The sequence below is a fragment of the Desulforamulus hydrothermalis Lam5 = DSM 18033 genome, assembly GCF_000315365.1.
GTDB classification, from domain to species: Bacteria; Bacillota; Desulfotomaculia; order Desulfotomaculales; family Desulfotomaculaceae; genus Desulfotomaculum; species Desulfotomaculum hydrothermale.
The window spans coordinates 90,808-114,593 of record NZ_CAOS01000012.1 but is presented as its reverse complement, the minus strand read 5'-3'; the positions used below and the strand labels follow the sequence as shown (position 1 = coordinate 114,593).

Here is a 23,786-nt window from a genome sequence, read left to right as displayed (position 1 = left end):
AATCACAAGGGGTTGGGAGAAAAATCAGCTTGTTTTTAATACTTTTTCAATGGTCCCGCCGCCCACCAGATAATCATCCTGATAGTAAACCACAGCCTGACCGGGAGTAATAGATCGCTGGGGATATTTAAAGGTTACTTTTACCAGCCCTTCTTCTGCCGGCTGGATTATCGCCGGCGAAGGCCGGCTGTTGTAGCGAACCTGGGCAGCCACTTCCCGGGGACCGGTTAGTTTATCAAATAAAATAAAATTATTGTCTGCAGCAAGCAGCTCACTGCCCCAGATGGCATGTTCGGGGCCTACGGTAATAGTATTTTGTTCCGCATCAATGTCTACCACATAAACCCGTTCTCCGGTGGCCAGACCCAAGCCCCGCCGCTGGCCGATGGTATAAAAGGGAATTCCTTTATGCCGGCCAATTACCCGGCCCTGCAAATCAAGGAAAGGACCCGGTTCTATAGCGTGTTTGGCCCGTTCGTCCAGGAAGTTGCGATAGTTGTTATCATGTACAAAACAAATTTCCTGGCTTTCCGGCTTGGCATAGGTGGGCAGTCCCCACTGCCGGGCCATTTGCCGCACCTGCTCTTTGCTGTAATCTGCCAGCGGCATCAGGGTATGGGCAATTTGATCCTGGGTAAAACCATACAGCACATAGGTTTGATCCTTTTTGTCATCCCGCGCCTTGCGGACAGTGTAGCGTCCGTATGCTTCGCTGTAACCCAGCCTGGCATAATGACCGGTGGCAATATAGTCAAACCCCATTTGGCGGGCTTTATGCAGCAGGGCTTCAAATTTAATAAAACGGTTACAGGCAATACAGGGGTTAGGGGTACGCCCCCGCAGGTATTCGTCCACAAAGTACCGGATCACCTTTTCGGTAAACAAATCCCTGAAGTTCAAAACATAATAGGGAATCCCCAGGATATCCGCCACCCGCCGGGCATCATCCACGGCAGTTAAGGAGCAGCAACCCACATAGTCGCCGTCCACCACTTCCACTGCAGGATCCCAGATTTGCATGGTTACTCCGACAACCTCATAACCCTGTTGCTTTAAAAGGGCGGCGGTGACAGAACTGTCAACCCCGCCGCTCATGGCTGCCATAACTCTTTTTTTGGTTGCCAAAGGCTTCACCTACGCATTTTGTTTTTTGAGGTAGTCTTCAATGGCTGCCTTTAAAGCATCCGCAGCCAGGTTGGAACAGTGCATCTTGGCCGGCGGCAGCCCTTCCAGGGCTTCTGCCACGCTCTTATTGGTAATTTGCAGCGCTTCGTCAAGAGTCTTGCCCATAGCCATTTCGGTTACCATACTGCTGGTGGCCACCGCCGCACCACAGCCGAAGGTTTTAAATTTTATATCTTTAATAATATTATTTTCAACCCGCAGAGTAATTTTCATAATGTCGCCGCAGCTGGGATTGCCAACCTGGCCGACCCCGTCCGGATTCTCAATCTCTCCTACATTGCGGGGATTAGTAAAATGATCCATCACTTTTTCGCTGTACATTAATGAAACCTCCTCATTCCCTTTCTAAAAAAACTAAAATTCATCTGTATCCCCGTGATCATGATGATGGTCTTCCTCATGCACCGTGCAGGTACTGCAGGCACAGGGGTTGCAGCCTTCACCCAGGGGTGACATGGCCCTCAGCCTTTCAATGATGGGTGGCAGTGCCTCCAGGAAGTAATCCACATCTTCTTCGCTGTTGTCTTTACCCATGGTCAGGCGCAATGAACCGTGAGCTACCTCCTTGGAGAGACCGATGGCTGTCAGTACATGGGATGGCTCAAGGGAACCCGATGTGCAGGCAGAACCGCTTGAAATGGCAATACCTTTCATATCCAGCATTAAAAGCATAGACTCGCCCTCAATAAAACGGAAGCAAAAGCTGACATGATTGGGCAGGCGCTCCTTGGGATGGCCTGTTAAGATTGTATGAGGAATTTTCTCCAGCACTTCTGCAATTAAACGGTCACGGTATTTGGATAAACGCTCGGCATCAGCGTACATGCGCTGCATGGCTAATTCAACGGCCTTGCCAAAGCCCACAATGCCGGCCACGTTTTCTGTGCCGGGTCGCCGGCGGCGTTCCTGACCGCCCCCGAACATGATGGGATGCCAGAAGGTACCTTTACGGATATACATGGCTCCAATACCCTTGGGGCCGTAAATTTTATGGGCGGATAAAGTAAGCAAGTCCACCCCCAGCTCATCTACATTTACAGGTATTTTGCCAAAACTTTGCACCGCATCGGTATGGAAAATAATCTTTTTGGCCCGGGCTACTTCACTTATTTCTTTAATTGGCATAATCGTGCCAATCTCATTATTTGCATGCATAACAGTGATCAAGATGGTTTTATCAGTAATGGCCTCCGCCACTTGTCGGGCGGTTACCCTGCCATATTCATCGGGCGGTAATACAGTAACCGAAAAACCTTCCCTTTCTAACTGCTTACAGCAATTAAGTACCGCACTGTGTTCCACGGCAGAGGTAATAATATGGTTTCCCTTATGACGATTAGCATAAGCCACCCCGCGGATAGCCATATTGTCCGCCTCAGTGCCCGAACCGGTAAAAGCAATTTCCCCCACACTGGCAGCGCCAATGGCTTCCGCTACCTGCTGCCTGGCTTTTTCAACCGCTTTGCGTGCCTCTCGGCCAAAGGCATGGATGCTGGAGGGATTGCCAAAATGTTCTGTCAGGTAGTGCATCATTACTTCTGCCACAGCCGGATCCACCGGGGTTGTGGCCGAGTGATCAAAGTAAACTTTCCTCATAAGCTTCCTCCTTAATGTTTGTGGTAAGCATTGCTGGTTATGAATCCAATTTTTTCTGCGCATCCCGGCACATGTCTTCCAGGGTAATGGAGTCCAATACTTCCGCGATGCTGTCGCGAACCCTGGCCCAGATAACTCTTGAAATACAGCAGTCGATTTTATCGCAGGACGCCGGTTCATGCTCGCTGACGCACTCCAGCGGGGCAATGGGACCCTCCAGGGCCCGCACCACATCTCCTACTTTTATTGCTGAAGGAGGTTTCGCCAGGATATATCCCCCCTGGGCGCCCCGGACACTTTTGACCAGGCCAACCTTGCGCAACACAGCTATCAGCTGCTCTAAATAATTCTCGGATATGCCTTGCCGCTCGGCCACTGTTTTTAAGGGGATTGGCTCGGACCCGTAATGCATGGCCAAATCAAACATCGCCTTAAGTCCATAGTGTCCCTTGGTGGACAGCCGCAAACAACATCCCCCCTTGCTAATCCCAAGTAAATTACTCGGGTTTTGGTGATATGTTACCATGCTAACAAGGTGGCTGTCAATTGTTAAATCCGACTGAATTACTCAAGATTAAAACAGAGAAAGCCTAACATAAGAATAAATACCACCGCTAGGGTGGTACTATGCAGAAATGCTATAATATTTTGTTTAGCTTATGCCCTGTTGTCCATTCCCAGTATATCCCGTACCACAGCACCGGCCAGCACCAGGCCGGCAGCTGCCGGAACAAAAGAAATACTGCCCGGCGCCAGTGAATGTCCGCCGCCTGGTTCATCCGGCGAACCGGCAGCAGACTTGGTCACTTTAACCCTGGGTGGCACCGGCTGCTCCGGCGAGTATACCACCTTAACCCCACCGGTAATGTCCCATTTGCGCAGCTCCCGGCGGATCACTCTGGCCAGAGGATCCACCGAAGTTTGCGAGATATCCGCCACCCGGAAAGCAGCCGGATCAAGTTTGTTGCCCGCTCCCATGCTGGAGATAACCGGAATATTGTGCCTGTAACATCGCCTGATAATATCTAATTTGCCTGTAATATTGTCTATGGCATCCACCACATAAGAATACCGGGAGCTGATCAAACCTTCTCCTGCCTCCGGTGTGTAAAATTGCCGCAGGGGAATAACGGTGGCTTGGGGATTAATCAGTTGAACCCTGGCCGCCATGAGGTCTACCTTGTACCGGCCAATGGTATTGTCCAGCGCATGCAGTTGGCGGTTAATGTTGGTAATATCTACCGTATCATAATCCACCAGTGTCAACTCACCTACGCCCGCCCTGGCCAGAGCTTCCACCGCGTAAGAACCTACACCTCCGACCCCGAAAACAAGCACCCGGGCAGCTGCCAGTTTAGCTACCCCCGCTTCACCGATCAACATAGCTGTTCTGGAAAATCTGTGCTGTTGCACGCTAACCTCCCAAAAATTAAATATTAGCAAACTGTTGTCAAATCTGCCGGCGGCTTTTATGGGAACGACTGATCCGGCCGGCTAAACACAGGAAATGTAACCCAAAAAACACTGCCTTTGTGCAATTCACTGGTAACCGTAATTTCTGCTTTATGTTGATGCGCAATCCATTTGGCAATGGATAAGCCTAATCCGGTACCGCCCACCGATCTGGACTGATCAGCACGATAGAATCGCTCAAAAATGCGGTCCAGTTCGTCCGGCCCAATGCCGATACCGGTGTCTTTAACCGCCACCTTTACAACGTCACCGCTGCATTCAGCCGACAGTTCCACCACACCCGTGGGGGGGGTGAATTTAATGGCGTTATCCAATAGTATAAGTAACATTTGCTTAACATAATCAGGGTCAGCCAGGATACGGATATTTTCACAAGACGGCCGGCAGCTTATTTTAAAGTTGAGGGAACCGGCCAGAATTTTGGCCTGCCTGCCCACCTGCTCAATTATTTGCTGTACCGGCAAAGGCTTTAATGACAGGGTAAAACCTGCATCCGCCCGGGCCAATACCAGCATGTCCGAAACCAGCCGGCTCATTCGCTCTGCTTCGGAAGCAATATCCGCCAAGGCCTCCTGCCGGACAGCCGGCTGGTCATCACCCATCTTCCTTAGTAAATCAACATTTCCCCGGATCGTTGTTAAAGGGGTTTTTAATTCATGGGACACATCTGCTACAAAGCGGCGCTGGGCAGCATGGGATGCTTCCAGTTCCCGGTAAGCGGTTGCCAAACTGTCCAGCATGCCGTTCAGAGTAGCCGCCAACCGCCCCAGTTCATCAGCCGGTCCTTCCCAATTAATGCGCTGTTGGAGATTTAATTCCTGACGAATCAGATCGGCTGTTTTTGTAATTTCTTCCACCGGGCGCAAGGCTGTGCGGGCTAACCACCAGCCCAGTGAACCGGCTGCGCCAATCATCAGGCCGCTCAACAGCCACAGCAACCATTTTAGCCTGTTAAGAGCAGCCTGGATGCCGGAAAAAGGCTGCCCCACCTGAAGCAGGCCCACCACACGTTGTTCTGCCATTAACGGATAGTTGTAGGTGCGAATCCTCTGGCCGTCCACCTGCAGCCACTCGTAAAAACTTTGTCCCCCGGCGGCCAGCTGTAGAGTATCTTCACTTAAAGGCAACACCTGCTGGGACAGGTTGCTGGACTTGGCCACCAGGCGCCCGTAAGAATCCACCACTTGCAGGTAGGTATTAGGGTAGCCAAACACATCCACATCCGGCAGTACAATCTGCTGCCGGCTAAACCAGTTGGGCCCCACCACTTTGACGGAACGCACCACCGCCACAGCCCGTCCCGCCAGTTCCCTGTCAATTTCCTGCACCATGCTGTAAGAAAGAAATGTATACAGAATCAAAGAGAAGGCAATCAGGGTTAAGCTCACTACCGCACTGTACCATAAAGTTAGTTTAAGCCGGATAGTCATGTGGCCTGCTCCCTTAGCACATAACCCACTCCCCGCACCGTGTGGATGAGCCTGGGTCCGTACTCTTCCAACTTTTGGCGCAGCATATTTATGTAAACTTCCACCAGGTTGGAATTGCCGGTATAGTCCAATCCCCACACCTTGTCAATGATCTGATCTCTGGTTAATACCTGGTTAGCGTGGCTTAATAATAAGTATAACAGGTCAAATTCCCTGGCGGTGAGGCATAAAGGGCGGCCGGCCCGCCGCACCTCCCTGGTTTCCGGGTCCAGTTTCAGGCCAGAAAACTGTATAACTCTGCCCTGATTGCCCTGCCGGCGCAGCAGTGCCTGGATACGGGCCAGCAGCTCTGCCAGAGCAAAGGGCTTGCCCAGGTAATCGTCAGCCCCCAGGTTAAGACCCTTTACTTTGCTTTCCACCTCATCCCTGGCGCTGAGAATGAGGATCGGTATGACGTTTTCTTGGCGAAATCGTTGACAGATTTCCCAACCGTCCGGCCCTGGCAGCATGATGTCCAGTATCAACAAATCCGGCGGATTGTCTTTAGCCATCGCCAGCCCGGTATAGCCGTCGTTGGCCACCTCAACCCGGTATCCTTCGTAAGTCAGCGCCCGTTGCAGCATGGCTGTAATTTTTGGGTCATCATCAATAACCAAAATCCTGGCGCCCATATTTTTCCCCCGCTTTATTTAGAAAACCGTTAAATTTTTTTGCTGCTTTTATCTCCTATTATCACCTGCACTTCTCTGCTTTGTCCAGACCGAACAACCAGCAGGGTTACTTTTTGTCCCGGCCGGCTTTGGTCCACTGAATCAATTAGCTCCTGAGGGGTGGTTAAAAGTTTGCCGTTAAATTGTAAAATAATGTCGCCGGGTTTTAAACCGGCTGCCATGGCAGGGCTGTCCGGCACCACCCCTACCACCGTCACACCCCGCTGATCCGCAGCAGGTTGAATATTAACCCCGAGATAAGGATGGGCCACCGTGCCTTTGGTAATCAGCTGGTTGTAAACTGACTTGACTGTTGATGAAGGAATGGCAAAACCAATGCCCTGGGCACCGGCATTAACCGCTGTGTTTACTCCCACCACTTCACCGTTTAGGTTGAGCAGCGGCCCGCCGGAGTTGCCCGGGTTAATGGAGGCATCGGTCTGCAAGAGGTTGCGGAAACGCCGGTCGCCAACGTTTACCGGCCTGCCCTTGGCACTGATAACCCCCACCGTTACTGTATGGTCCAGGCCGTAAGGATTGCCAATGGCAATCACCCAGTCACCTGCCTCAATGCTTTCTGAACTGCCAAACTTCAAGGTTGGCAATGGGCCGGCCGGGTTAATCTTTAGCACCGCTAAATCTGACTCTTGGTCAAACCCCACTACTTTGGCTTGATACTGTTTGTTGGTGGCCAGTGTTACCTGAATCTGGCTGGCTCCTTCAATAACATGGTAATTAGTTACAATATATCCGTCTTCGGAAACAATAAAGCCGGAACCCAGGCCGGTTTGCACCTGTGTTCGAGGTATCCCTTGCATACCGAAAAACTGTCTGAAAAAGGGATCATTGAGAAATGGGGTCAGCTGAACCTGCGACTGAACTACTGTTTCAATTTTTACTACTGCCGGTGCGGTTTGCTTCACCACTGCCGAAATATTGGCGGGTCTGATATAACCCTGTTCCGCCAGAGCCGGCTTGTTGCCCAGCGCTATTAAATGTTGCCGGTTGCTGGACCAGTGCAATCCCACAACCACCAGTAAAATCATCAATAGGCTTTTGACCAGTAAAATAATGAATGGCTTGGCTAATCTTTCAGCCGGTGCTTTCATAAGCATCTCTCCTCCCGTATGTTTTTACCGGTGATTATAAAAGGTAAAGCTTAAAGGAACCTTAAAAACAAAAAAAACATCTCAAAAGAGATGTTCCTGAGTGTCGACAAAACATTAACTGCGGTTTATGATTTCCTTAGCTCCGGTCTGCGCACCGACAGCACTATGATTCGCTACGGTCGCCCTTGGGGTCGCCTCAACCGGGCCATCCTGGCCCGGTTCGGCCGGCTCCCACGTCCTGTGGGGGCCGGCGGGATTTATGCAAATAAAAAGGAAACCCCACCATGCCGTGTTTATACCCAAAGTTTTTTGAACCTGTTCTCCAACAGGTGGGTGCCCTTCCGCAATTTCCTGTTTCCTTATGCCGGTAAGGTCTACATTCCCTTGCGTGAAACCGGGCTCCCTATTTCTTCAATGTTGGCTCAAAACTTCAGGTTACACACGCACAAAGCAGGGCAATGTGCAAGTGGTTATATTTAATCATTATGTTAACATAGCGTCAATAAATTCGCAAGTCCTGCCGCATTCCCTGATCCAACCTGATTTTCCCACAGTATCCTCGCTACATCTTATTGGGCCGTGCTGTTTTTCGTTACTGCGGTACTGCGAATATGCAGTTCGGCCAGTTGAGCCGGGTCTACCAGATCAGGTGCCTGCGTCATCAAGCAGGTGGCACTGGCTGTTTTGGGGAAAGCAATCACGTCACGAATGCTTTCTTTACCGGCCAGCAGCATCACCAAGCGGTCAAAACCGAAAGCTATGCCGCCATGGGGAGGCGCCCCGTATTCAAAGGCTTCCAGCATAAAACCAAATTTTTCCCTGGCCTCCTCGGCACTGAGGCCCAGTGCTTTAAACATTAATTCCTGGACATCCCGGCGGTGTATGCGAATACTGCCGCCGCCTACCTCCACTCCGTTCAAGACCATATCATAGGCTTTGGCCCGCACTTTTCCCGGATCACTCTCCAGCAGCGGCAGATCCTCCTCTACCGGTGAGGTAAAGGGATGGTGCATGGCAAAATAGCGCCCCTCGGCCGGATCGTATTCCAACAGCGGAAAATCAGTAACCCAGAGGAAATTCCACACACCCTGGGGAATCAGGTTTAGGCGTTCCGCCAGGTGTACCCGCAGGGCCCCCAGGGAAGCTGCCACAACCGACGGCCGGTCGGCCACAAACAGCAGCAGGTCACCCGGTTGTGCCTCCAGCTTATCCATAATAGCCGCTGTTTCTTCCGGCGTAAAAAACTTGGCAATGGGCGATTTCACCGATCCGTCTTCATTTATAATAAAATAGGCTAAGCCTTTAGCTTTATAAACGGCCGCAAAGGCGGTCAAATCGTCGATATCCTTGCGGGAAAAACCGCCGCAGCCTTTGGCGTTGATACCTTTTATCTGACCGCCGCCGGCAGCAACGCTGTGGAAGACCTTAAACCCGCACCCGGCGGCAATGGGTGTAATATCCTTCAGCTCCAGGCCAAAACGGGTGTCCGGCTTATCAGAACCAAAGCGTTCCATGGCTTCCCGGTAAGAAAGACGCGGGAAAGGGGTAGTAATTGTCAAGCCGACGGTATCCCGGCAAACCCGGGCAATCATTTGTTCCATCAGCCCCATAACATCCTCGGTGTCCACAAAAGACATTTCCAGGTCAATCTGGGTAAATTCCGGCTGGCGATCCGCCCGCAGATCCTCATCCCGAAAACACCGGACAATTTGAAAATAACGTTCCATACCGGCCAGCATTAAAATTTGCTTAAACAGCTGGGGGGACTGAGGCAGCGCATAAAACTTGCCGGGATTAACCCGGCTGGGCACCAGATAATCACGGGCCCCTTCCGGGGTGCTTTTAGTCAGCATGGGCGTCTCAATTTCCCAAAAACCATGCTGGTCCAGGAAATCCCGCACGCTTTTAGCCGCCCGGTGACGCAGCATCATGGCCCGCTGCATTTCCGGCCGCCGCAAATCAAGATAACGGTAACGCAAGCGCAGGTTCTCGTCTACATCTATGTTATCCTCAATATAAAAAGGTGGTGTTTTGGCCCGGTTAAGCACCCGCAGGGTGTGGGCATAAACCTCTACATCCCCGGTGGCCATATTGGGGTTGGCCGTGCCTGCCGGACGGGCTGTTACTTTGCCTGCCACCGCCAGGACGTACTCATTTCTGACGCCTTCCGCCTTTTTAAAAGCCTCTTCATTCACTTCCGGGCTGAAAACCACCTGGACAATGCCGGCACGGTCCCGTAAGTCTACAAAAATCAACCCGCCGTGGTCCCGGCGTCTTTGCACCCACCCCATCAGTACTACTTCTTGACCCTCATGCTGTTTCCTCAGGTCACCGCAATAACAGGTGCGATGTAATCCATGCATCGATTCAGACATCTTTTATTACCCCCATTGCTAAAACTGCAGTATAAGTATAAATTATCTTAAAGCATTAAGAAAAATATTGCAGATTGTCTATGCCTTCGCTCATCAAGTACTGCTGCCGGCTTCGACAAGTCACCGGCAGAGCTAGTAAAACCGCCTTATGCCAAAAACTCAGGAGGCCGTCCTGGCTTTTATATATGCTACCGTTTCGCCCAGGGCCACCTCTTGTTGTGTCCCGGCCTGCATATCCCGGATCACTACAACTCCCCGGGCCGCTTCCTCGTCGCCCAGGATAACCACCAGCCTGGCCTCCAGCTTGCCGGCGTACTTCATTTGTGCTTTCAAGCTGCGGTTCAGATAATCTTTTTCAGCAGCAATCCCCTGGCGGCGCAGCTGCTGCAACAGTTCAAAAGCCTGTTTGTCAACCTCACGGCCTACCGTAGCAATAAACACCGCCGGTCTTATGTTAACAGGAAAGTCAATGCCCTGGTTGGCTGCCGTCAGCAAAATACGCTCCAAGCCCAGCGCAAAACCAATGCCCGGCGTTGGCGGCCCGCCGCATTCTTCAATTAACCCGTTGTAGCGGCCGCCACCCCCAACCGAACTCTGGGCGCCAATATCCCGGGCCATAATTTCAAAGGCAGTACGGGTATAATAGTCCAATCCCCTGACCAGCCGGTTATTTAAGACATATTTAACCCCGGCCGCATCCAGGTAAGATTTAACCTGCTCAAAATGAGCCGCACAGGGATCACAAAGGGCATCCAGCGGCGTGGGAGCCTGGCGGCCGATGACCTGGCATTTTTCATTTTTACAATCCAATATGCGCAGCGGATTTTTCTCGAAGCGGCCCTGACAGTTGGGGCATAAATTGGCCAGCTGAGGGCGGAAATACTGCCGCAGCTGTTCTCTTAAAACCGGCCGGCAGTCCGGACAGCCGACACTGTTAAGGTGCAGCTCGAGATCCTGAAGACCCACTCGGCTGTAAATATCCATCGCCATAGCAATAACTTCTGCGTCTATCGCCGGGCTGTCAGAACCAAACACTTCCACGCCAAACTGGTGAAACTGGCGATAGCGCCCGGCCTGGGGCCGATCATAGCGAAACATCGGGCCAATATAAAATAATTTAATGGGTTGCGGCAGTGCGTACAGCTTATTTTCCACATAGGCCCGTACGGTAGCGGCCGTTCCCTCCGGCCGCAGTGTCAGGCTGCGGTGGCCCCGGTCGGTAAAGGTATACATTTCCTTTTCTACAATGTCGGTAGTTTCTCCCACACCCCGGGCAAACAGTTCGGTATGTTCAAATAGGGGTGTCCTGATCTCGCCGTAGCCATATTCCCGGCATACTTGCCGGACTAGTTCCTCCAGGTACTGCCACTTTTCGACTTCGCCCGGCAAAATATCGTTAGTACCTCGCGGCCTGGTTGTTAACACAAAGAAACCTCCTTGCCATTGTGCCATTTGCCAATAGCACTGTTTTCCAAAAACAAACTCCCGCCCCCGGGCATGCCGCAGCATCGCCAGGGACGGGAGGATTTTCCCGTGGTGCCACCCTGATTGAACTTCATAGTTCCTCTCAAGTCAACGATAACGGCGTTGTTCCGTACCGGCCTACCGGGACATTATCCTTTCGGGGGTAACTCTCGGGTGTTCTTCAGCTAAAGTTCTTGCAGAGAAGCTTACAGTCCGGGGCTTCTCCTCCCTGGGCAAGGTTTCTCAAGCCTACTCTCCCGATCATAGATTTATCCTTATAAACCTGAACATTATTGTATGCAATAGAACGAAATTTGTCAATGTGGCAGGTTTACCCTGCTTTTTCAACTGTTAAAAAATGGTGGCGGGTGCTATAATATAAAAGTATCAGCGGCGCCTTTGGCCCCGGATACTGGGAAATAAAAAGAGGTGACTTTTATGATCACAAAAGAACTGGTAGAAAGAATCAACGCGCTGGCCCGTAAGCAGCGAACCGCCGGGCTGACCCCGGAGGAAAAGGAAGAACAGCACCGGCTGCGCCGGCAGTATCTTAAAGGTATTCGCGGTCAGGTAATCAACGCTTTAAACAATATTAAATTTGTTGAAGATGAGGGCTCTTGCAGTTGCGGTCAATCCCACCGGCAGCATACACACCGGCTGCCCCGGGGCAAGCAAGGCAGTTGCGGTTGCAACTGCCATCAGCATGAGCCAAAGGATCCCATACATTAGTATAAAGAACGGAGGCAAACATGCTGAAAACCATTCTGTTTGATTTAGACGGCACATTACTGCCAATGGACTTGTCCAGCTTTCTGACAAGTTATTTTAACGGCCTGGCCAGGATATGTTCTCACATTGCGGAGCCCCCGGTGTTGCATAAACATATCATGGCTGCCACTGCGGCTATGATACGGGATACCCGCCCGCACAAAACCAATCAAGAGGTTTTCCTGGAGGATTTTACCCCCCGTTTTAACCTGCCTGCCGAGGAATTGATGGCTTTATTTGATAACTACTATCAGGGTGATTTTAAAAACTTGATTCACTGTACCGCTCCCACTCCTTTAGCCAGGCAAATTTGCCTGCATCTGCTGGATAAAGGCTACCGGCTGGTGCTGGCCACCAACCCTATTTTCCCCCGTGTGGCCACCGCCCAACGGATGCAATGGGCCGGTATTGCTGATCTGCCCTGGGCTTTGGTCACCACCTATGAACACTGTCACTATTGCAAACCCAACCCCGAGTACTACCGGGAAGTTTTAGAAAAGGTGGGCGCCCGGCCGTCCGAAACCCTGATGGTAGGCAACGATACAAGAGAAGATTTAGCGGCAGCCAAATTGGGTATTAAAACCTACCTGGTAACTGATTATTTGATCGATCATGGTGATCCCGACTACCGGGCGGACTTCACCGGACGTCTGGAAGATTTCATGGAATTTGCCAAAAAACTGCCTCCGGCAACAAGCTAATGATATGATTTTGTCATTTCTTTTTTATGTTTTTTTAAACAATGCCTGGTAAGATAGCAACTTGAGATACTATTTTTCCAAGGAGTGGTTACCATGGGAGAGGCAATTTTTCGTCAACAGCGCAACGGCTTGTATGCCGTAAACATTGTTTTCCCCGGCGGCATCCTGACGCCGGAACAATTTATGGGACTGGCCGAAGCGGCCCGGGACTGCGGTGTGTGGCGGCTTAAATGCGGCGTTCGACAAACTTTGATTGCTGTTTTAGAACAAGATAAAATTCCTCAATTAGTTAAGAAAATTGAGGCCCTTGGGTTGCAGGTGGCTCCTTTCGGCAACAAAGTGCGCAGTGTTAAAGCCTGTCCGGGAGGTGCTGAACTCTGCCCCAGGACACTGGGCCCGGCTCTCGAGCTGGGCATGGAGTTGCAGGAGCGTTATCTGGGACAGGATGTTCCCAAGGATTTTAAAATTTCCACCGCCGGCTGCCAGCGGGGATGCACCGAACCATATTGCGCTGATCTGGGCTTAATCGCCAAAGGTTCGGACAGGTTTGATATTGTGATCGGCGGTCGGGGTGCCACCGGCAAGCCTATACATGGTGTGATCATAGCAAACGATGTAGCCAAGTCTAAAGTTTTTGCGGTGGTTGATTTTGTTTTGGAAAATTACCGCCGCCTGGCCCAACCCCATGAACGGCTGTGCAAAACCATTGAACGGCTGGGCAGCCAACCCTTTACGCCGCCCCGGGAATTGTATTTCACCAACAATGCCCAGCCGGACGAGTTTGCCGCTTTTCTTTTTGGTTAATTAGAAAGGAGTAAAAGCTGTGACTGTTAGCCGTACCTCAGACATTGATTTTCATGAATTAAGGAATTTGCTGAATGATTTTTGCCGGGACTGTGATCTTTTTAACACCGGCCAATGCAAAGAGGCCACCTGCCTGATCGGTTTTGCTAAAAAAGTTATAAATTTTGCGGAGCAGAAAGGTGTTCTGGATATCCCGGGCGCCAGCAACCTGATCCCTAAAAACGACTTCAAACCGTACTATCAAGACCAAATCTCCCGGGCCATTGCGGCCAGCTGCAAACTTTGCCGGGAATGCCGGGACAATCATTCCTCTGATTGTGTCGTATCCCTGGTTCGCACCTCCCTGGAGAGCGCCGTGCTGCAAGAACAAATTGATTACCCCGGCAGCGTATTTATGTATTTAGCTAAAGTAAAACAACAAAACGATGAACTTTCCGGCCAGATTGCCAACCACTTAACCGGTAAAAAAACGCCGTAGTATTTGTTGTTGTGTTTCAAACTGTCAACCGTTCTGGTCGGCGGTTTAACCTTTGACTACAACTAACGCCGCAGTCTTTGCTGCGGCGTTGTATTTTAGGAGGTAACTATGATACGTTTGTTATGGGTAATCTCGGCCTGGCTGATGCTGTCCTGGCCTTGGCCGGCTTTTGCTCAGCCGACCACAGCCACTGAACCGGCAGTTACCGTTGACGGTTTACCGATAAATTCTGATTGCAAGCCGGTGCTCCACAACAACCGCAGCCTGGTACCCTTGCGAGCCCTGGCCGAGGCTATTAACGTACAGCTAAGCTGGGACAAGCAAACGCAAACCATCCGGGCAGCCGACGCCAATAATACCATAACCTTACAAATAGGCAACAGAACAGCTGTGCGCAACGGCATACCCCTTTCAATGGACGTGCCACCGCAAATCGTCAACGGCAGAACCCTCGTCCCCTTGCGTTTTTTTAGTGAGGCTTTTAGCTGTCGGGTTGCCTGGCAGCCCTCTGAAAATTTAATCCAAATTTTTTCGCCGCCCCAGGCTATGGAGGTAATTGGCTTTTATGCGCTGGGTGACCGGCAAACCAGCAGTTGGACCAATCTTTTTGGCCAACCTTTTCCCGCCGCCGCTACCGGCAATACCGATATTGTCAGTACCCTGGCCCTGGGTTGGTACAGTTTAGACCGGGCAGGCAACCTGCTTACCAAAAGCGCCGGCGGCTGGCAGCAACCCGCGGATTTCCGGCTGGTATTGGATAAAGCAGCCGCTTACAAGTTAAGAACACAAATGGTGATTCATATGACTGATGCCGATGGTTCCCTCACCGGCTTGTTAACTGACCGGCATGCCGTGGAAAAGGCTGTTGCCTCTATCGTTGAGGAAGCCGGCATCTACCAGGGTGTAAATATAGACTTTGAAGGATTGGGCTGGCAGGATACCTCTTTAACTGAGACCAGAAACAATTTTACCAACTTTGTCACGCTGTTGTCGCAGCGCCTGCAGGCAGCAAATCGCACCTTAACCCTCACCCTGCATGCACCCAACAGCGTTTACCGGGGATACGATTATCAGAAATTGGGCCAATTAGCGGATGAAATAATTATTATGGCCCATGATTACGGAAGCAAACCGGAACCGCTTGATCTGGTTAACCAGGCCGTCAGTTTGGCCTGCCAAGCAGTGCCGCCGGAGAAAATTATCCTGGCTGTTTCTGTCCCCAGCGAAACAGCCGCCAGCCTGGTCAGCAAAGTGGGTATCGCCAAACGGCATCAGCTTAAAGGTATTTCTCTTTGGCGGTTGGGCTTGTTAAACCAGGATATGTGGTTTTCCCTGAGAACCTGTATCATCCCCCGACAATAACTTTTATTCAGTGACCAAACAACATAAACAGATGCCGGTCAGGAAATGATACTGGCAAAACACTGCAGAAAGGATGAACCGTATGTCTGGCAGCAAAAAAAAGGCCGGGCCAAGCAAACCTCAAGCAGCCCCCGGCATGCGTGATTTTCTGGCAGAGAAGGCCGGCCCGGAAGATATTAAAAGAGGTCAGTTTACCAGGGTGACTACCCTTTCCTACGATGAAACTCATTAAATTAACAATTTTTATGCATTTCAAACTATATTAATGTTTAAAGGATTTTTTTTTGCCTGCGGGAATTAGCTATTTAGGATTTTAATAGAGTACACATGTTAACCGGGAGTGATTTGTTTTGAAAATTGGGGTTATCAGTGATACCCACGGCAGCTTGTTATATTTTGAGAAAGCTTTGCAAGCCCTGGGCAGTGTGGATTTAATCATTCATGGGGGAGACGTTTTATATCACGGTCCCAGGAATCCCCTGCCGCCAGGTTATGCACCCAAGGATCTGGCGGAAAAAATCAATTCTTTAAGCAACCTGATTTTCGTCAGGGGCAACTGTGATGCTGATGTAGATCAAATGATGATCCGGCATCCCTTGCAAAGCCCCTATGTTGTTATGCAATTGGGTAATCGCAAAATCCTGGCTGTCCACGGCTATACCCGGGAAAAACAACAGTATTTACAAATGGCCAAAGATTTTCAGGCAGATTTGTTGATTTGCGGTCATACCCATGTTAAAGAGCTGGTGCGAGACGAAAATTTAATTATCTTAAATCCCGGCAGTACTGCTTTACCTAAAGACGGCACTCATTCCGCAGCGATAATTGATGATCATGTTGTTAAGCTGATTAATATTGACAGCTGTGAGGTGCTGCAGGAGTTATCTCTGGCTGAGTAAGAAAACCGTCAAAAAATTTTAAACGCCACCGCTTCGGCTGGTGGCGTTTCAGACTGTAGACAAAGGTTGTAATACAAAGAGAGGCGGTTTTATGATCCCCTGTCGGCGACTTGTCGAAGCACCGGTAACAGCACTTGATGAGCGAAAGGAGCCCTTGGGGTGGCGCCCACAGGACGTGGGCGCCAGCCGAACCGGACCAGGATGGCCCGTTTGAGGCGACCCCAAGGGCGACCGGAGCGAATCATAGTGCTGTCGGTGCGCAGACCGGAGCCAAAGGGGATCATAAACCACCGATAAGGTTTGTCGACACTTTGAAACGCCACCGCTTCGGCTGGTGGCGTTTAATGTTTATAAAAATGGATTATGTCTTTTTTCTGCCCCGATGGTAGAAGCGGGGCCATGACCGGGGTAAATTCCGGTATCTTCCGGCAACGTCAGCAATTTACTTTGAATAGACTTAATCAGTGTGTCGTGACTGCCCCCGGGGAAGTCACTGCGTCCGACAGAGCCGGCAAACAAGGTGTCACCGGTAAACAGGACCTGGCCGGCTTTAAGACAGATGCCGCCCGGTGTATGGCCGGGTGTGTGGAGCACAGACAAGGTAATGGTTCCCACCTCAATGGTATCGCCGTCCGCCAACAGGCGGTCGGCAGGCTTAAATGACAGCTGTGTCCCCAGCCAGGCCGATAAATTGCGGGCCGGGTCAGTTAACATTTCGCCGTCCTGGCTGTGAATCAGCACCGGTGCCCCGGTGGCCTTGTTTATTTCTCCCACCGCACCGATATGATCGGCATGGCCATGGGTAAGAACTATAGCCACCGGCTGCCATCCCCCCTGGGCCAACTTGTTTAAAATGCGCTCGGCTTCTTCACCGGGATCCACCACAGCCGCCCGGCGGGTTTTCGGGCAGCCGATGATATAGCAGTTTGCCTCTAATTGACCCACTACTATTGTTTCAATGATCACAGGAACCATCTCCCAGTCAATTTTTAAAAAGTTTTTTGGCTGTCCAACAATAGCGTAACCGGACCGTCGTTAATTATTTCCACCACCATATGTTCTTGAAAAACCCCTGTGGCAGTGGGCAGGCCATGACAAATCAATCTTTGCACAAAGGTCTGGTATAATTCCCGGGCGGCTGCCGGGGGGGCCGCTTCGGAGTAACTGGGCCGGCGTCCCTTGCGGCAGTCGCCGTACAGGGTAAACTGGGATACCGCCAGTACGGCGCCGCCGATATCTTGTACAGAAAGATTCAACTTTCCCTGATCGTCATCAAAAATGCGCAGCCGGCATATTTTATCCGCCAGATAACGGGCATCGTCAGGCGTATCGCCCTGCCCCACACCCAGCAGCACTACCAAGCCGCGGCCAATTTCACCCACCATCTGGTTGTTGACTGTTACAGATCCTCTTTGCACACGCTGAACAACTGCTCGCAAAATGACACCTCCGTTATATAAAACCCGTCGTAAGCTTCTTATTATAACCACAACCGACAGGTAGATACAGGCGCTAACCGGTAGATACCCGCCTGACACCGTAAGTATCCTTAACCTTCTTTATTTTGTTGATCAAAAATTCCAACTGCTCGGTATTGCGTACCTGCAGGGCCAATTCCACGGTAGCCACCCGATCCTTGCGGGTGCGGGCATTAACCCGGCTGGCATTTATTTTTAAATCAAGCAGGACATTTAAAATCTCGTTGAGGAAACCGGCCCGATCCAATCCGGTAATTTCCAGTTTAACCTGAAAGGGTGACTGAAAATCTTTGTCCCAGGCCACTTCCACAATCCTTTCCGGTTCATCCGCCTGAATAGGCCGTAAATTAAAGCAATCCGCCCGGTGGATAGAAACTCCCCTGCCTCTGGTGATATAGCCTACAATAGGATCACCGGGTACCGGGTTGCAGCAGTGGGCTAACCGAATCAGTAAATTGTCAATCCCTTTAACCCGAATGCCCTGGGTAGGCTTGCCCCATTCAGCTGCCTTACTCTCAGCTTTTTTCATCATTTCTTCGGCCAGAGGACGGCGTTCCTTATCGGTGCGGTAATCCTCCCGGATTTTGTTGACAATCTGACTGGGCAGCAGCTGCCCATCCCCGATGGCAGCATATAAGTCATCCACCGCTGACTGAACCAGTTTCCTGGCGTATTCCTGTAATTTTTCGCCCCGTACCAGCTCTAAATCCAGACCCTGTTTGCGGGCTTCCCGTTCCAGGGCATCACGGCCCCGGTTAATGTTTTCTTCCCGTCTTTCTTTCTTAAACCACTGGCGAATACGGTTTTTGGCCTGGGAGGTCTTGACAATGTTTAGCCAATCCCGGCTGGGACCGTTACTGGCTTTTGAGGTTATAATTTCAACAATGTCACCGTTTTTAAGTTTATAATCCAGGGGCACAATACGTCCGTTAACTTTGGCCCCCACTGTACGGTGCCCTACATCGGTGTGAATGCGGTAAGCAAAATCCAACGGCACAGCCCCGGCAGGCAGTTCCATAACATCGCCTTTGGGAGTAAAGACAAATACCGACTGGGAGAACAAATCAATTTTCAGGTTCTCCATAAATTCCCGGGCGTCTCTGGCCTCATGCTGGGCATCCAGCATTTGGCGAATCCAGGCCAGTTTTTTATCAAAATCTTTTTCCCCTTGGGCGCCTTCTTTATACCGCCAGTGAGCGGCAATACCGTATTCTGCCACCCGGTGCATCTCCCAGGTCCGAATTTGAATTTCCACCGGCTCACCGTTAGGCCCAATCACCGTTGTATGCAGAGATTGGTACATATTAGACTTGGGCATGGCAATATAGTCTTTAAAACGACCGGGAATAGGTTTCCAAAGGGTATGAGCAATACCCAGCGCGCCATAGCAGTCTTTGACCGAATTAACCAGTACCCGCACAGCCTGTACATCAAAAATATCCTTTAATTCTTTTTGCTGCTCAATCATTTTTTGATAAATTGAATACAGGTTTTTGGGCCTGCCCTGTATTTCAGCTTTGATGTTAACAGCAGCCAGCTTTTCCGCCAGTTCTTTTATCACACCCTGAATGTATTCCTCACGTTTGGCCCTCGACTTTGCTATTTGTGCCTTCATGCGCTGGTATTGCTCCGGTTCCAGGTAGCGGAAGGATAAATCTTCCAATTCCCATTTTATCTTGTAAATACCCAACCGGTGGGCCATCGGTGCAAAAAAGTGCAGGGTTTCCTCCGCCACTTCTTTTTGCTTGCGCTCTGACTGAAATTGCAAGGTGCGCAAATTATGCAGCCGGTCGGCCAGCTTAATTAAAATAACCCGAATATCTTTGGCCATCGCCAAAAACATTTTACGCAAGTTTTCCGCCTGGCGCTCTTCTTTGGTTTGGTATTGAAGCTTGCCCAGTTTGGTAACCCCGTCTACCATGTTTGCCACTTCTGCACCAAAGTTGTTTTCTATATCCGCCAGGGTAATACCGGTATCTTCCACCACATCGTGCAGCAGGCCGGCTGCCACCGTCTGCACGTCCAACTGCAGTTCCGCTAAAATAATTGAGATGGCCAGCGGATGAACAATGTAATCCTCACCGGAAATCCGTTTTTGGCCCCGGTGGGCATGTTCCGCAAAGTTATAGGCCTTACGGAGGAAAGCAATGTCCGCCGCAGGATTATAAAGCAATACTTTTTGTTCCAGTTCAAACAGTGAAGACATGCTTTCACCTCCCCTCACCTTTATTAAAATAATCTATGCCTCCAACTGCAGCAAGGTGATTAAGGGCAAACCCTTCAGCTTTTCTCTGCCCGCCAGCCCCAGCAGTTCTATCAGGAAAGCCACGCCGGCAATCTCGCCGCCGCATTTTTTAACCAGTTCCACTGCTGCAGCAACCGTACCGCCGGTGGCCAGTACATCATCCACCAAGAGCACCTTCTGCCCTGGCAAAATTGCCCCGGCATGGACTTCCAGAGCATCTGTACCGTATTCCAGGTCGTAGCTGTGACAAAGGGTTTGACCCGGCAGTTTACCTGGTTTTCTAAGCAGCACCACGCCTTTGCCCATAGCGTATGCCAGCGGTGCCCCCAGTACAAACCCTCTGGCCTCCGGACAGGCAACAACATCCGCCTCAAACTGCCGGCACAGCTCTGACAGCTTATCCACCGTCTGACGAAAGGCTGCGGCATCCTGCAACAGGGTAGTAATATCTCTGAAATTTATCCCGGGTTTAGGAAAATCCTTAATTAATCTGATTTTACCGGCTAAATCCATAGCTACTCCTCCTTAAAGTTGCTGCAAAACATTTGCTGTAATTTATCCCCGGCAGCCGCCAGAAAGCGCTGCTGAAAACGCTGGCATGCCTCTTTAATATGTAAGGCTCGATGATAAGTAGGTGAATTTTGCAAATCAGAACGAACCTGGCGGTTAATTTTAAATATATATTGATCAGCCTGTCGGCTGTATTCTAACAAGCCAAGTTCCCGGAAAACAGTCAGTCCTATCTCTGTCGCAAGCCCCGCCGCCCGCGGATAAAATTCCTGCAGGCACTGCTGCAGCTCGCGTTTGCTGACCTGTCCCTGCCCCTGGGAATTAATCTTTAGCCTTAACAACCTGTAAAGGGCCGCCAAGGTTTCCCGTTCGGGCGCCATAGCCCGGATATACTCCCGCCCCTCCGGCGCATGAGATTGGCCGCCCAGCAAAAATACTCGCTTGGCCTGCCAGTGATTTATTTGACACTCTTCCGGATGGTAGGGCAAATGAAAGAATATTACCTGGTCAAAACAAATACCCCCCACAGGCGCCAGGGCAGTGGCCACCAGCACTTTTGCTCCGTTGGCCCGCAATTGATTAATCATTTGTTGGACTGCTGTTTCCCCCATCAACGGGTGATATGCCAGTACTTGCTGCCGCCAGGCAGATTCCCCGTTACTCAAAAAAACTGCCACCTGGATGGCCTGGGCTGCACTCTCCACCAAAACCAAACTGCAGGATCCCTGGTTAATGACTTGCAGCAGCCTGGCCAACCGATCAGGGCAGTCCCTGTAATCTGTCAGCTCAAAATCGCAGCAGGTATTGCCAAGGCCCGGCCCCCGGCCGGTATGGTTCCAACACCACTGCAGGATTCCCAGCGGCAGCATGCTTTCGTATATTTTTTCTTCCGGCAGGTGCAGCGCCTGCCGCAGTAACTCCGTTCTCTCTCCCGGCGCTGCCACACAGACCTCGCCTGTCTCTTTAAATTCCTTTACTTCCAGCTGCACTGAAAGGCGTCCGTTCCAGCAGTTAATTGAAGGGACAAAGGCCATATCCACACTGTCACCGGTAGCCAGCATTTCGCTGTAAGAAGCCAGGTTAAAGCCAATACCGTCCAGCACCACTTGGTCTGATTTAACCTTCAGCTTTAAATGGCTGCCGTTTTTACCTACCTCCCGGCAGTGCAGCACCTTAGCCTGGCGGCAACCTAAAACGGGACCGGGATTGCAGTGCCCAAAGGGCAACAGTTGAGCCAGCTCCCGGACAGTAGCCAACGATAACTCGTTAAGGTCTACCAGAGCATCCAGGTCCAGGTTGGGAGTTAAATGTTCATCGGTTAATATCTCGTCTGCCAATTTATTTACGGCCCGGCGGAAATCCATAATTTTATCTGCCGGAATGCTGAAGCCGGCAGCCATGGCATGACCGCCAAATTGTTCTAAATGTTCCTGGCAGCTAACCATAGCCTGATACAAATGAAAGCCCGGTATACTTCTGGCTGAACCTTTTCCTTTACCGTCTTCCAGGCTGATCATAAAAACCGGGCGGTAAAAACGATCCACCAACCGGGAAGCCACAATGCCGATCACCCCGGGATGCCAGTTGGCGGATGCCAGTACCAACACCTTTTCATCCGCCATGGCCGGCTCCGCTTCCACCATTGCCAGCGCCTCTGCCAAAACCTTGGCCTCAACTTGTTGCCTTTCCTGGTTGCCCCGGTTTAATGCCTCGGCCATATGGGCTGCCTGCAAGGGATCGTCAGCCAGCAGCAGCTCCACCCCTAAAGCGGCATCACCCATTCTGCCGGCCGCATTTAACCTGGGTGCCAGAGCAAAGCCCAGTTCACGGGTACCCATGCTTTCGCTTTTGACACCGCTCACCTTGATGAGCGCCTGCAGGCCGGGCCGTTGGCTGTGGGCAATTTTATCTAAACCGTGCTTAACTAAAATCCGGTTTTCCCCCTGTAAAGGAACAATATCCGCCACCGTACCCAGGCAGACCAAATCCAAATATTCTTCCCATTCCCCCGCCGCTAAGCCAACCCGTTCATATAGCCCCTGCACCAGTTTAAGGGCCACACCCACCCCGGCCAATTCCTTAAAGGGGTAGGTGCAATCCGGCCGTTTGGGATCAATCACCGCCGTGGCGGCAGGTAATCGGGCGGGCGGCTCGTGATGGTCGGTGATGATCACATCCAACCCTGATTGTTTGGCGGCGGCCACCTCAGCAGCACCGCTGATGCCGCAATCTACCGTCACCAGCAGTTTAAACCCTTGCTCCACTGCCCTTGTCAATGCTTCCGTGTTAAGACCATAACCCTCTTCCAGTCGGTGCGGAATAAAATAATCAACCCGGCAGCCCAGTTTGCGCAGGGCCAAAACCAGTACAACGGTTCCGGTAATGCCGTCTACGTCATAATCACCAAAAACCAGAATGCTTTCGCCATTTTGCCTGGCCAGGTTAATGCGTTCCACTGCTTTTTCCATATCTTTTAACAACCAGGGACTAAACAGCCTGTCCAGTTCGCTGCCTAAAAAGGTCCGGCCTTGATCCGCCGTATATATACCCCGGTTAACTAATAACTGAGCCAGAATTTCAGAAATACCCAGTTCTTTGGCAAGGATTTGCCGCAAGGCGACATAGGGCGCTTTAACGCGCCATTTTTTTTGTCTTCTCATGCTGTCCCCCGACAATTTCAGTAAAGTATGTATAAATTATAAATCAGACCATCCATCTGGTAAAGAAAAACACCTTGGGCATGGCTTTAATCCTTAAATACAAACTTTTTCTAAACTAACGAATAAATCAGCAAAAAATTGTCAATAATCTTTTTTAGAAGAATATTAACTAGCTTTTTAGCAAGGAGGTTGCAAGACATGACAGATCTTACAATGAAGCAATACTTTAAGGAAGTGAATAACCGGCTGCCTGTCGAAGCGGAAAGAGTTCTCCGGGCCCTCATTGATGAGGGGAAAATGAACAAGGAAGAATTATCCTTAACCGCCAAGGTTAAGCGTGCTGTCCTGGACCATGTCGTCATGCAGCTGTTTGCCCTGGGGTTGGTGGAAGTCACTTCTGAAGGCAAGAGCAAAATTTGTTCTTTAACCAAATTAGGAGAAGATTATCTGCAATTAATGAAAGAAGCCATTTAAAATGTACAACCCCACCGCATGGTGGGGTTGCCTGTTATGACAGATAGGACGGCTTTATAGATACT

Annotated in this window: 24 protein-coding genes, 1 other RNA gene and 1 other annotated feature; of the genes, 8 read left to right on the top strand and 17 right to left on the bottom strand. The window is 50.7% G+C overall.

The window, feature by feature from the left end; all coding sequences use genetic code 11:
* Positions 1-24: 24 nt before the first annotated feature.
* The 11 genes from mnmA to hisS form a co-directional block, all read right to left on the bottom strand.
* Positions 25-1,125 carry a tRNA 2-thiouridine(34) synthase MnmA gene (gene mnmA / locus DESHY_RS09910; RefSeq protein ID WP_048818053.1) on the bottom strand — a complete coding sequence of 367 codons (1,101 nt, stop codon included), beginning with the start codon at positions 1,123-1,125 and terminating at the stop codon, positions 25-27.
* A 9-nt stretch (positions 1,126-1,134) separates the two neighbouring features.
* On the bottom strand, positions 1,135-1,506 hold the full coding sequence (gene nifU, locus DESHY_RS09905) for a Fe-S cluster assembly scaffold protein NifU (protein ID WP_008412423.1): 372 nt from the start codon (positions 1,504-1,506) through the stop codon (positions 1,135-1,137).
* Positions 1,507-1,539: 33 nt separating this feature from the next.
* On the bottom strand, positions 1,540-2,781 hold the full coding sequence (gene nifS, locus DESHY_RS09900; RefSeq protein ID WP_008412421.1) for a cysteine desulfurase NifS: 1,242 nt from the start codon (positions 2,779-2,781) through the stop codon (positions 1,540-1,542).
* 37 nt (positions 2,782-2,818) lie between these two features.
* Entirely contained in the window at positions 2,819-3,247 is a 429-nt protein-coding gene (locus DESHY_RS09895; protein WP_008412420.1) for an RrF2 family transcriptional regulator, read from the bottom strand.
* Positions 3,248-3,438: 191 nt separating this feature from the next.
* A complete protein-coding gene (locus DESHY_RS09890; RefSeq protein ID WP_008412419.1) occupies positions 3,439-4,194 on the bottom strand; it encodes a tRNA threonylcarbamoyladenosine dehydratase in 756 nt (251 codons plus the stop codon).
* Between the two features lie 56 nt (positions 4,195-4,250).
* Positions 4,251-5,684: a sensor histidine kinase gene (locus DESHY_RS09885; protein ID WP_008412418.1), complete on the bottom strand. Its 1,434-nt coding sequence runs from the start codon at positions 5,682-5,684 to the stop codon at positions 4,251-4,253.
* Positions 5,681-6,355, bottom strand: a complete 675-nt coding sequence (locus DESHY_RS09880) for a response regulator transcription factor (protein ID WP_008412417.1) — start codon at positions 6,353-6,355, stop codon at positions 5,681-5,683. Before DESHY_RS09880 ends, DESHY_RS09885 begins: the two co-directional genes overlap by 4 nt.
* 29 nt (positions 6,356-6,384) lie before the next feature.
* Positions 6,385-7,503, bottom strand: coding sequence for a S1C family serine protease (locus DESHY_RS09875; RefSeq protein ID WP_008412416.1), 1,119 nt, complete (start codon positions 7,501-7,503; stop codon positions 6,385-6,387).
* Between the two features lie 272 nt (positions 7,504-7,775).
* Positions 7,776-7,963: non-coding RNA, 6S RNA (gene ssrS / locus DESHY_RS13715), on the bottom strand.
* 109 nt (positions 7,964-8,072) lie between these two features.
* The gene (aspS, locus tag DESHY_RS09870; protein WP_008412414.1) at positions 8,073-9,878 is read right to left on the bottom strand and encodes an aspartate--tRNA ligase; all 1,806 of its coding nucleotides are present in this window, start codon (positions 9,876-9,878) and stop codon (positions 8,073-8,075) included.
* Positions 9,879-10,037: 159 nt separating this feature from the next.
* Positions 10,038-11,303: a histidine--tRNA ligase gene (gene hisS / locus DESHY_RS09865; protein ID WP_008412412.1), complete on the bottom strand. Its 1,266-nt coding sequence runs from the start codon at positions 11,301-11,303 to the stop codon at positions 10,038-10,040.
* Positions 11,304-11,388: 85 nt separating this feature from the next.
* Positions 11,389-11,616 (bottom strand) — a binding site (T-box leader).
* Positions 11,617-11,780: 164 nt separating this feature from the next.
* Between hisS and DESHY_RS09860 the strand changes: the two genes are divergently transcribed.
* The 7 genes from DESHY_RS09860 to yfcE all read left to right on the top strand — a co-directional run bounded on the left by DESHY_RS09860 (position 11,781) and on the right by yfcE (position 16,354).
* On the top strand, positions 11,781-12,071 hold the full coding sequence (locus DESHY_RS09860; protein ID WP_008412410.1) for a DUF896 domain-containing protein: 291 nt from the start codon (positions 11,781-11,783) through the stop codon (positions 12,069-12,071).
* A gap of 20 nt (positions 12,072-12,091) precedes the next feature.
* A complete protein-coding gene (locus tag DESHY_RS09855; protein WP_008412409.1) occupies positions 12,092-12,811 on the top strand; it encodes an HAD family hydrolase in 720 nt (239 codons plus the stop codon).
* 93 nt (positions 12,812-12,904) lie between these two features.
* Positions 12,905-13,615 (top strand): nitrite/sulfite reductase domain-containing protein, encoded by a 711-nt coding sequence (locus DESHY_RS09850; RefSeq protein WP_008412407.1) that lies wholly within the window; start codon positions 12,905-12,907, stop codon positions 13,613-13,615.
* A 19-nt stretch (positions 13,616-13,634) separates the two neighbouring features.
* Positions 13,635-14,093: a hypothetical protein gene (locus DESHY_RS09845; protein WP_008412404.1), complete on the top strand. Its 459-nt coding sequence runs from the start codon at positions 13,635-13,637 to the stop codon at positions 14,091-14,093.
* Between the two features lie 108 nt (positions 14,094-14,201).
* Positions 14,202-15,455: a stalk domain-containing protein gene (locus DESHY_RS09840; RefSeq protein ID WP_008412402.1), complete on the top strand. Its 1,254-nt coding sequence runs from the start codon at positions 14,202-14,204 to the stop codon at positions 15,453-15,455.
* A gap of 82 nt (positions 15,456-15,537) precedes the next feature.
* Entirely contained in the window at positions 15,538-15,687 is a 150-nt protein-coding gene (locus tag DESHY_RS14290; RefSeq protein ID WP_008412401.1) for a hypothetical protein, read from the top strand.
* Positions 15,688-15,805: 118 nt separating this feature from the next.
* Positions 15,806-16,354: a phosphodiesterase gene (gene yfcE, locus DESHY_RS09835; protein WP_008412400.1), complete on the top strand. Its 549-nt coding sequence runs from the start codon at positions 15,806-15,808 to the stop codon at positions 16,352-16,354.
* Positions 16,355-16,443: 89 nt separating this feature from the next.
* On the opposite strand, the gene DESHY_RS13710 is transcribed toward yfcE, so the two are convergent.
* From DESHY_RS13710 to recJ, 6 genes are all read right to left on the bottom strand, one after another.
* Complete coding sequence (locus DESHY_RS13710) at positions 16,444-16,638, bottom strand: hypothetical protein (protein WP_072866125.1); 195 nt, start codon at positions 16,636-16,638, stop codon at positions 16,444-16,446.
* A gap of 64 nt (positions 16,639-16,702) precedes the next feature.
* Positions 16,703-17,320, bottom strand: coding sequence for an MBL fold metallo-hydrolase (locus tag DESHY_RS09830; RefSeq protein WP_008412398.1), 618 nt, complete (start codon positions 17,318-17,320; stop codon positions 16,703-16,705).
* Positions 17,321-17,343: 23 nt separating this feature from the next.
* Entirely contained in the window at positions 17,344-17,793 is a 450-nt protein-coding gene (gene dtd, locus DESHY_RS09825; protein WP_008412397.1) for a D-aminoacyl-tRNA deacylase, read from the bottom strand.
* 73 nt (positions 17,794-17,866) lie between these two features.
* A complete protein-coding gene (locus tag DESHY_RS09820) occupies positions 17,867-20,038 on the bottom strand; it encodes a RelA/SpoT family protein (protein ID WP_008412396.1) in 2,172 nt (723 codons plus the stop codon).
* 33 nt (positions 20,039-20,071) lie between these two features.
* Complete coding sequence (locus DESHY_RS09815; RefSeq protein ID WP_008412395.1) at positions 20,072-20,590, bottom strand: adenine phosphoribosyltransferase; 519 nt, start codon at positions 20,588-20,590, stop codon at positions 20,072-20,074.
* A gap of 2 nt (positions 20,591-20,592) precedes the next feature.
* Complete coding sequence (gene recJ / locus DESHY_RS09810) at positions 20,593-23,247, bottom strand: single-stranded-DNA-specific exonuclease RecJ (RefSeq protein ID WP_008412394.1); 2,655 nt, start codon at positions 23,245-23,247, stop codon at positions 20,593-20,595.
* 198 nt (positions 23,248-23,445) lie between these two features.
* On the opposite strand from recJ, the gene DESHY_RS09805 reads away from it, so the two are divergent.
* Positions 23,446-23,721 carry a hypothetical protein gene (locus DESHY_RS09805; protein WP_008412393.1) on the top strand — a complete coding sequence of 92 codons (276 nt, stop codon included), beginning with the start codon at positions 23,446-23,448 and terminating at the stop codon, positions 23,719-23,721.
* Positions 23,722-23,786: the final 65 nt, after the last annotated feature.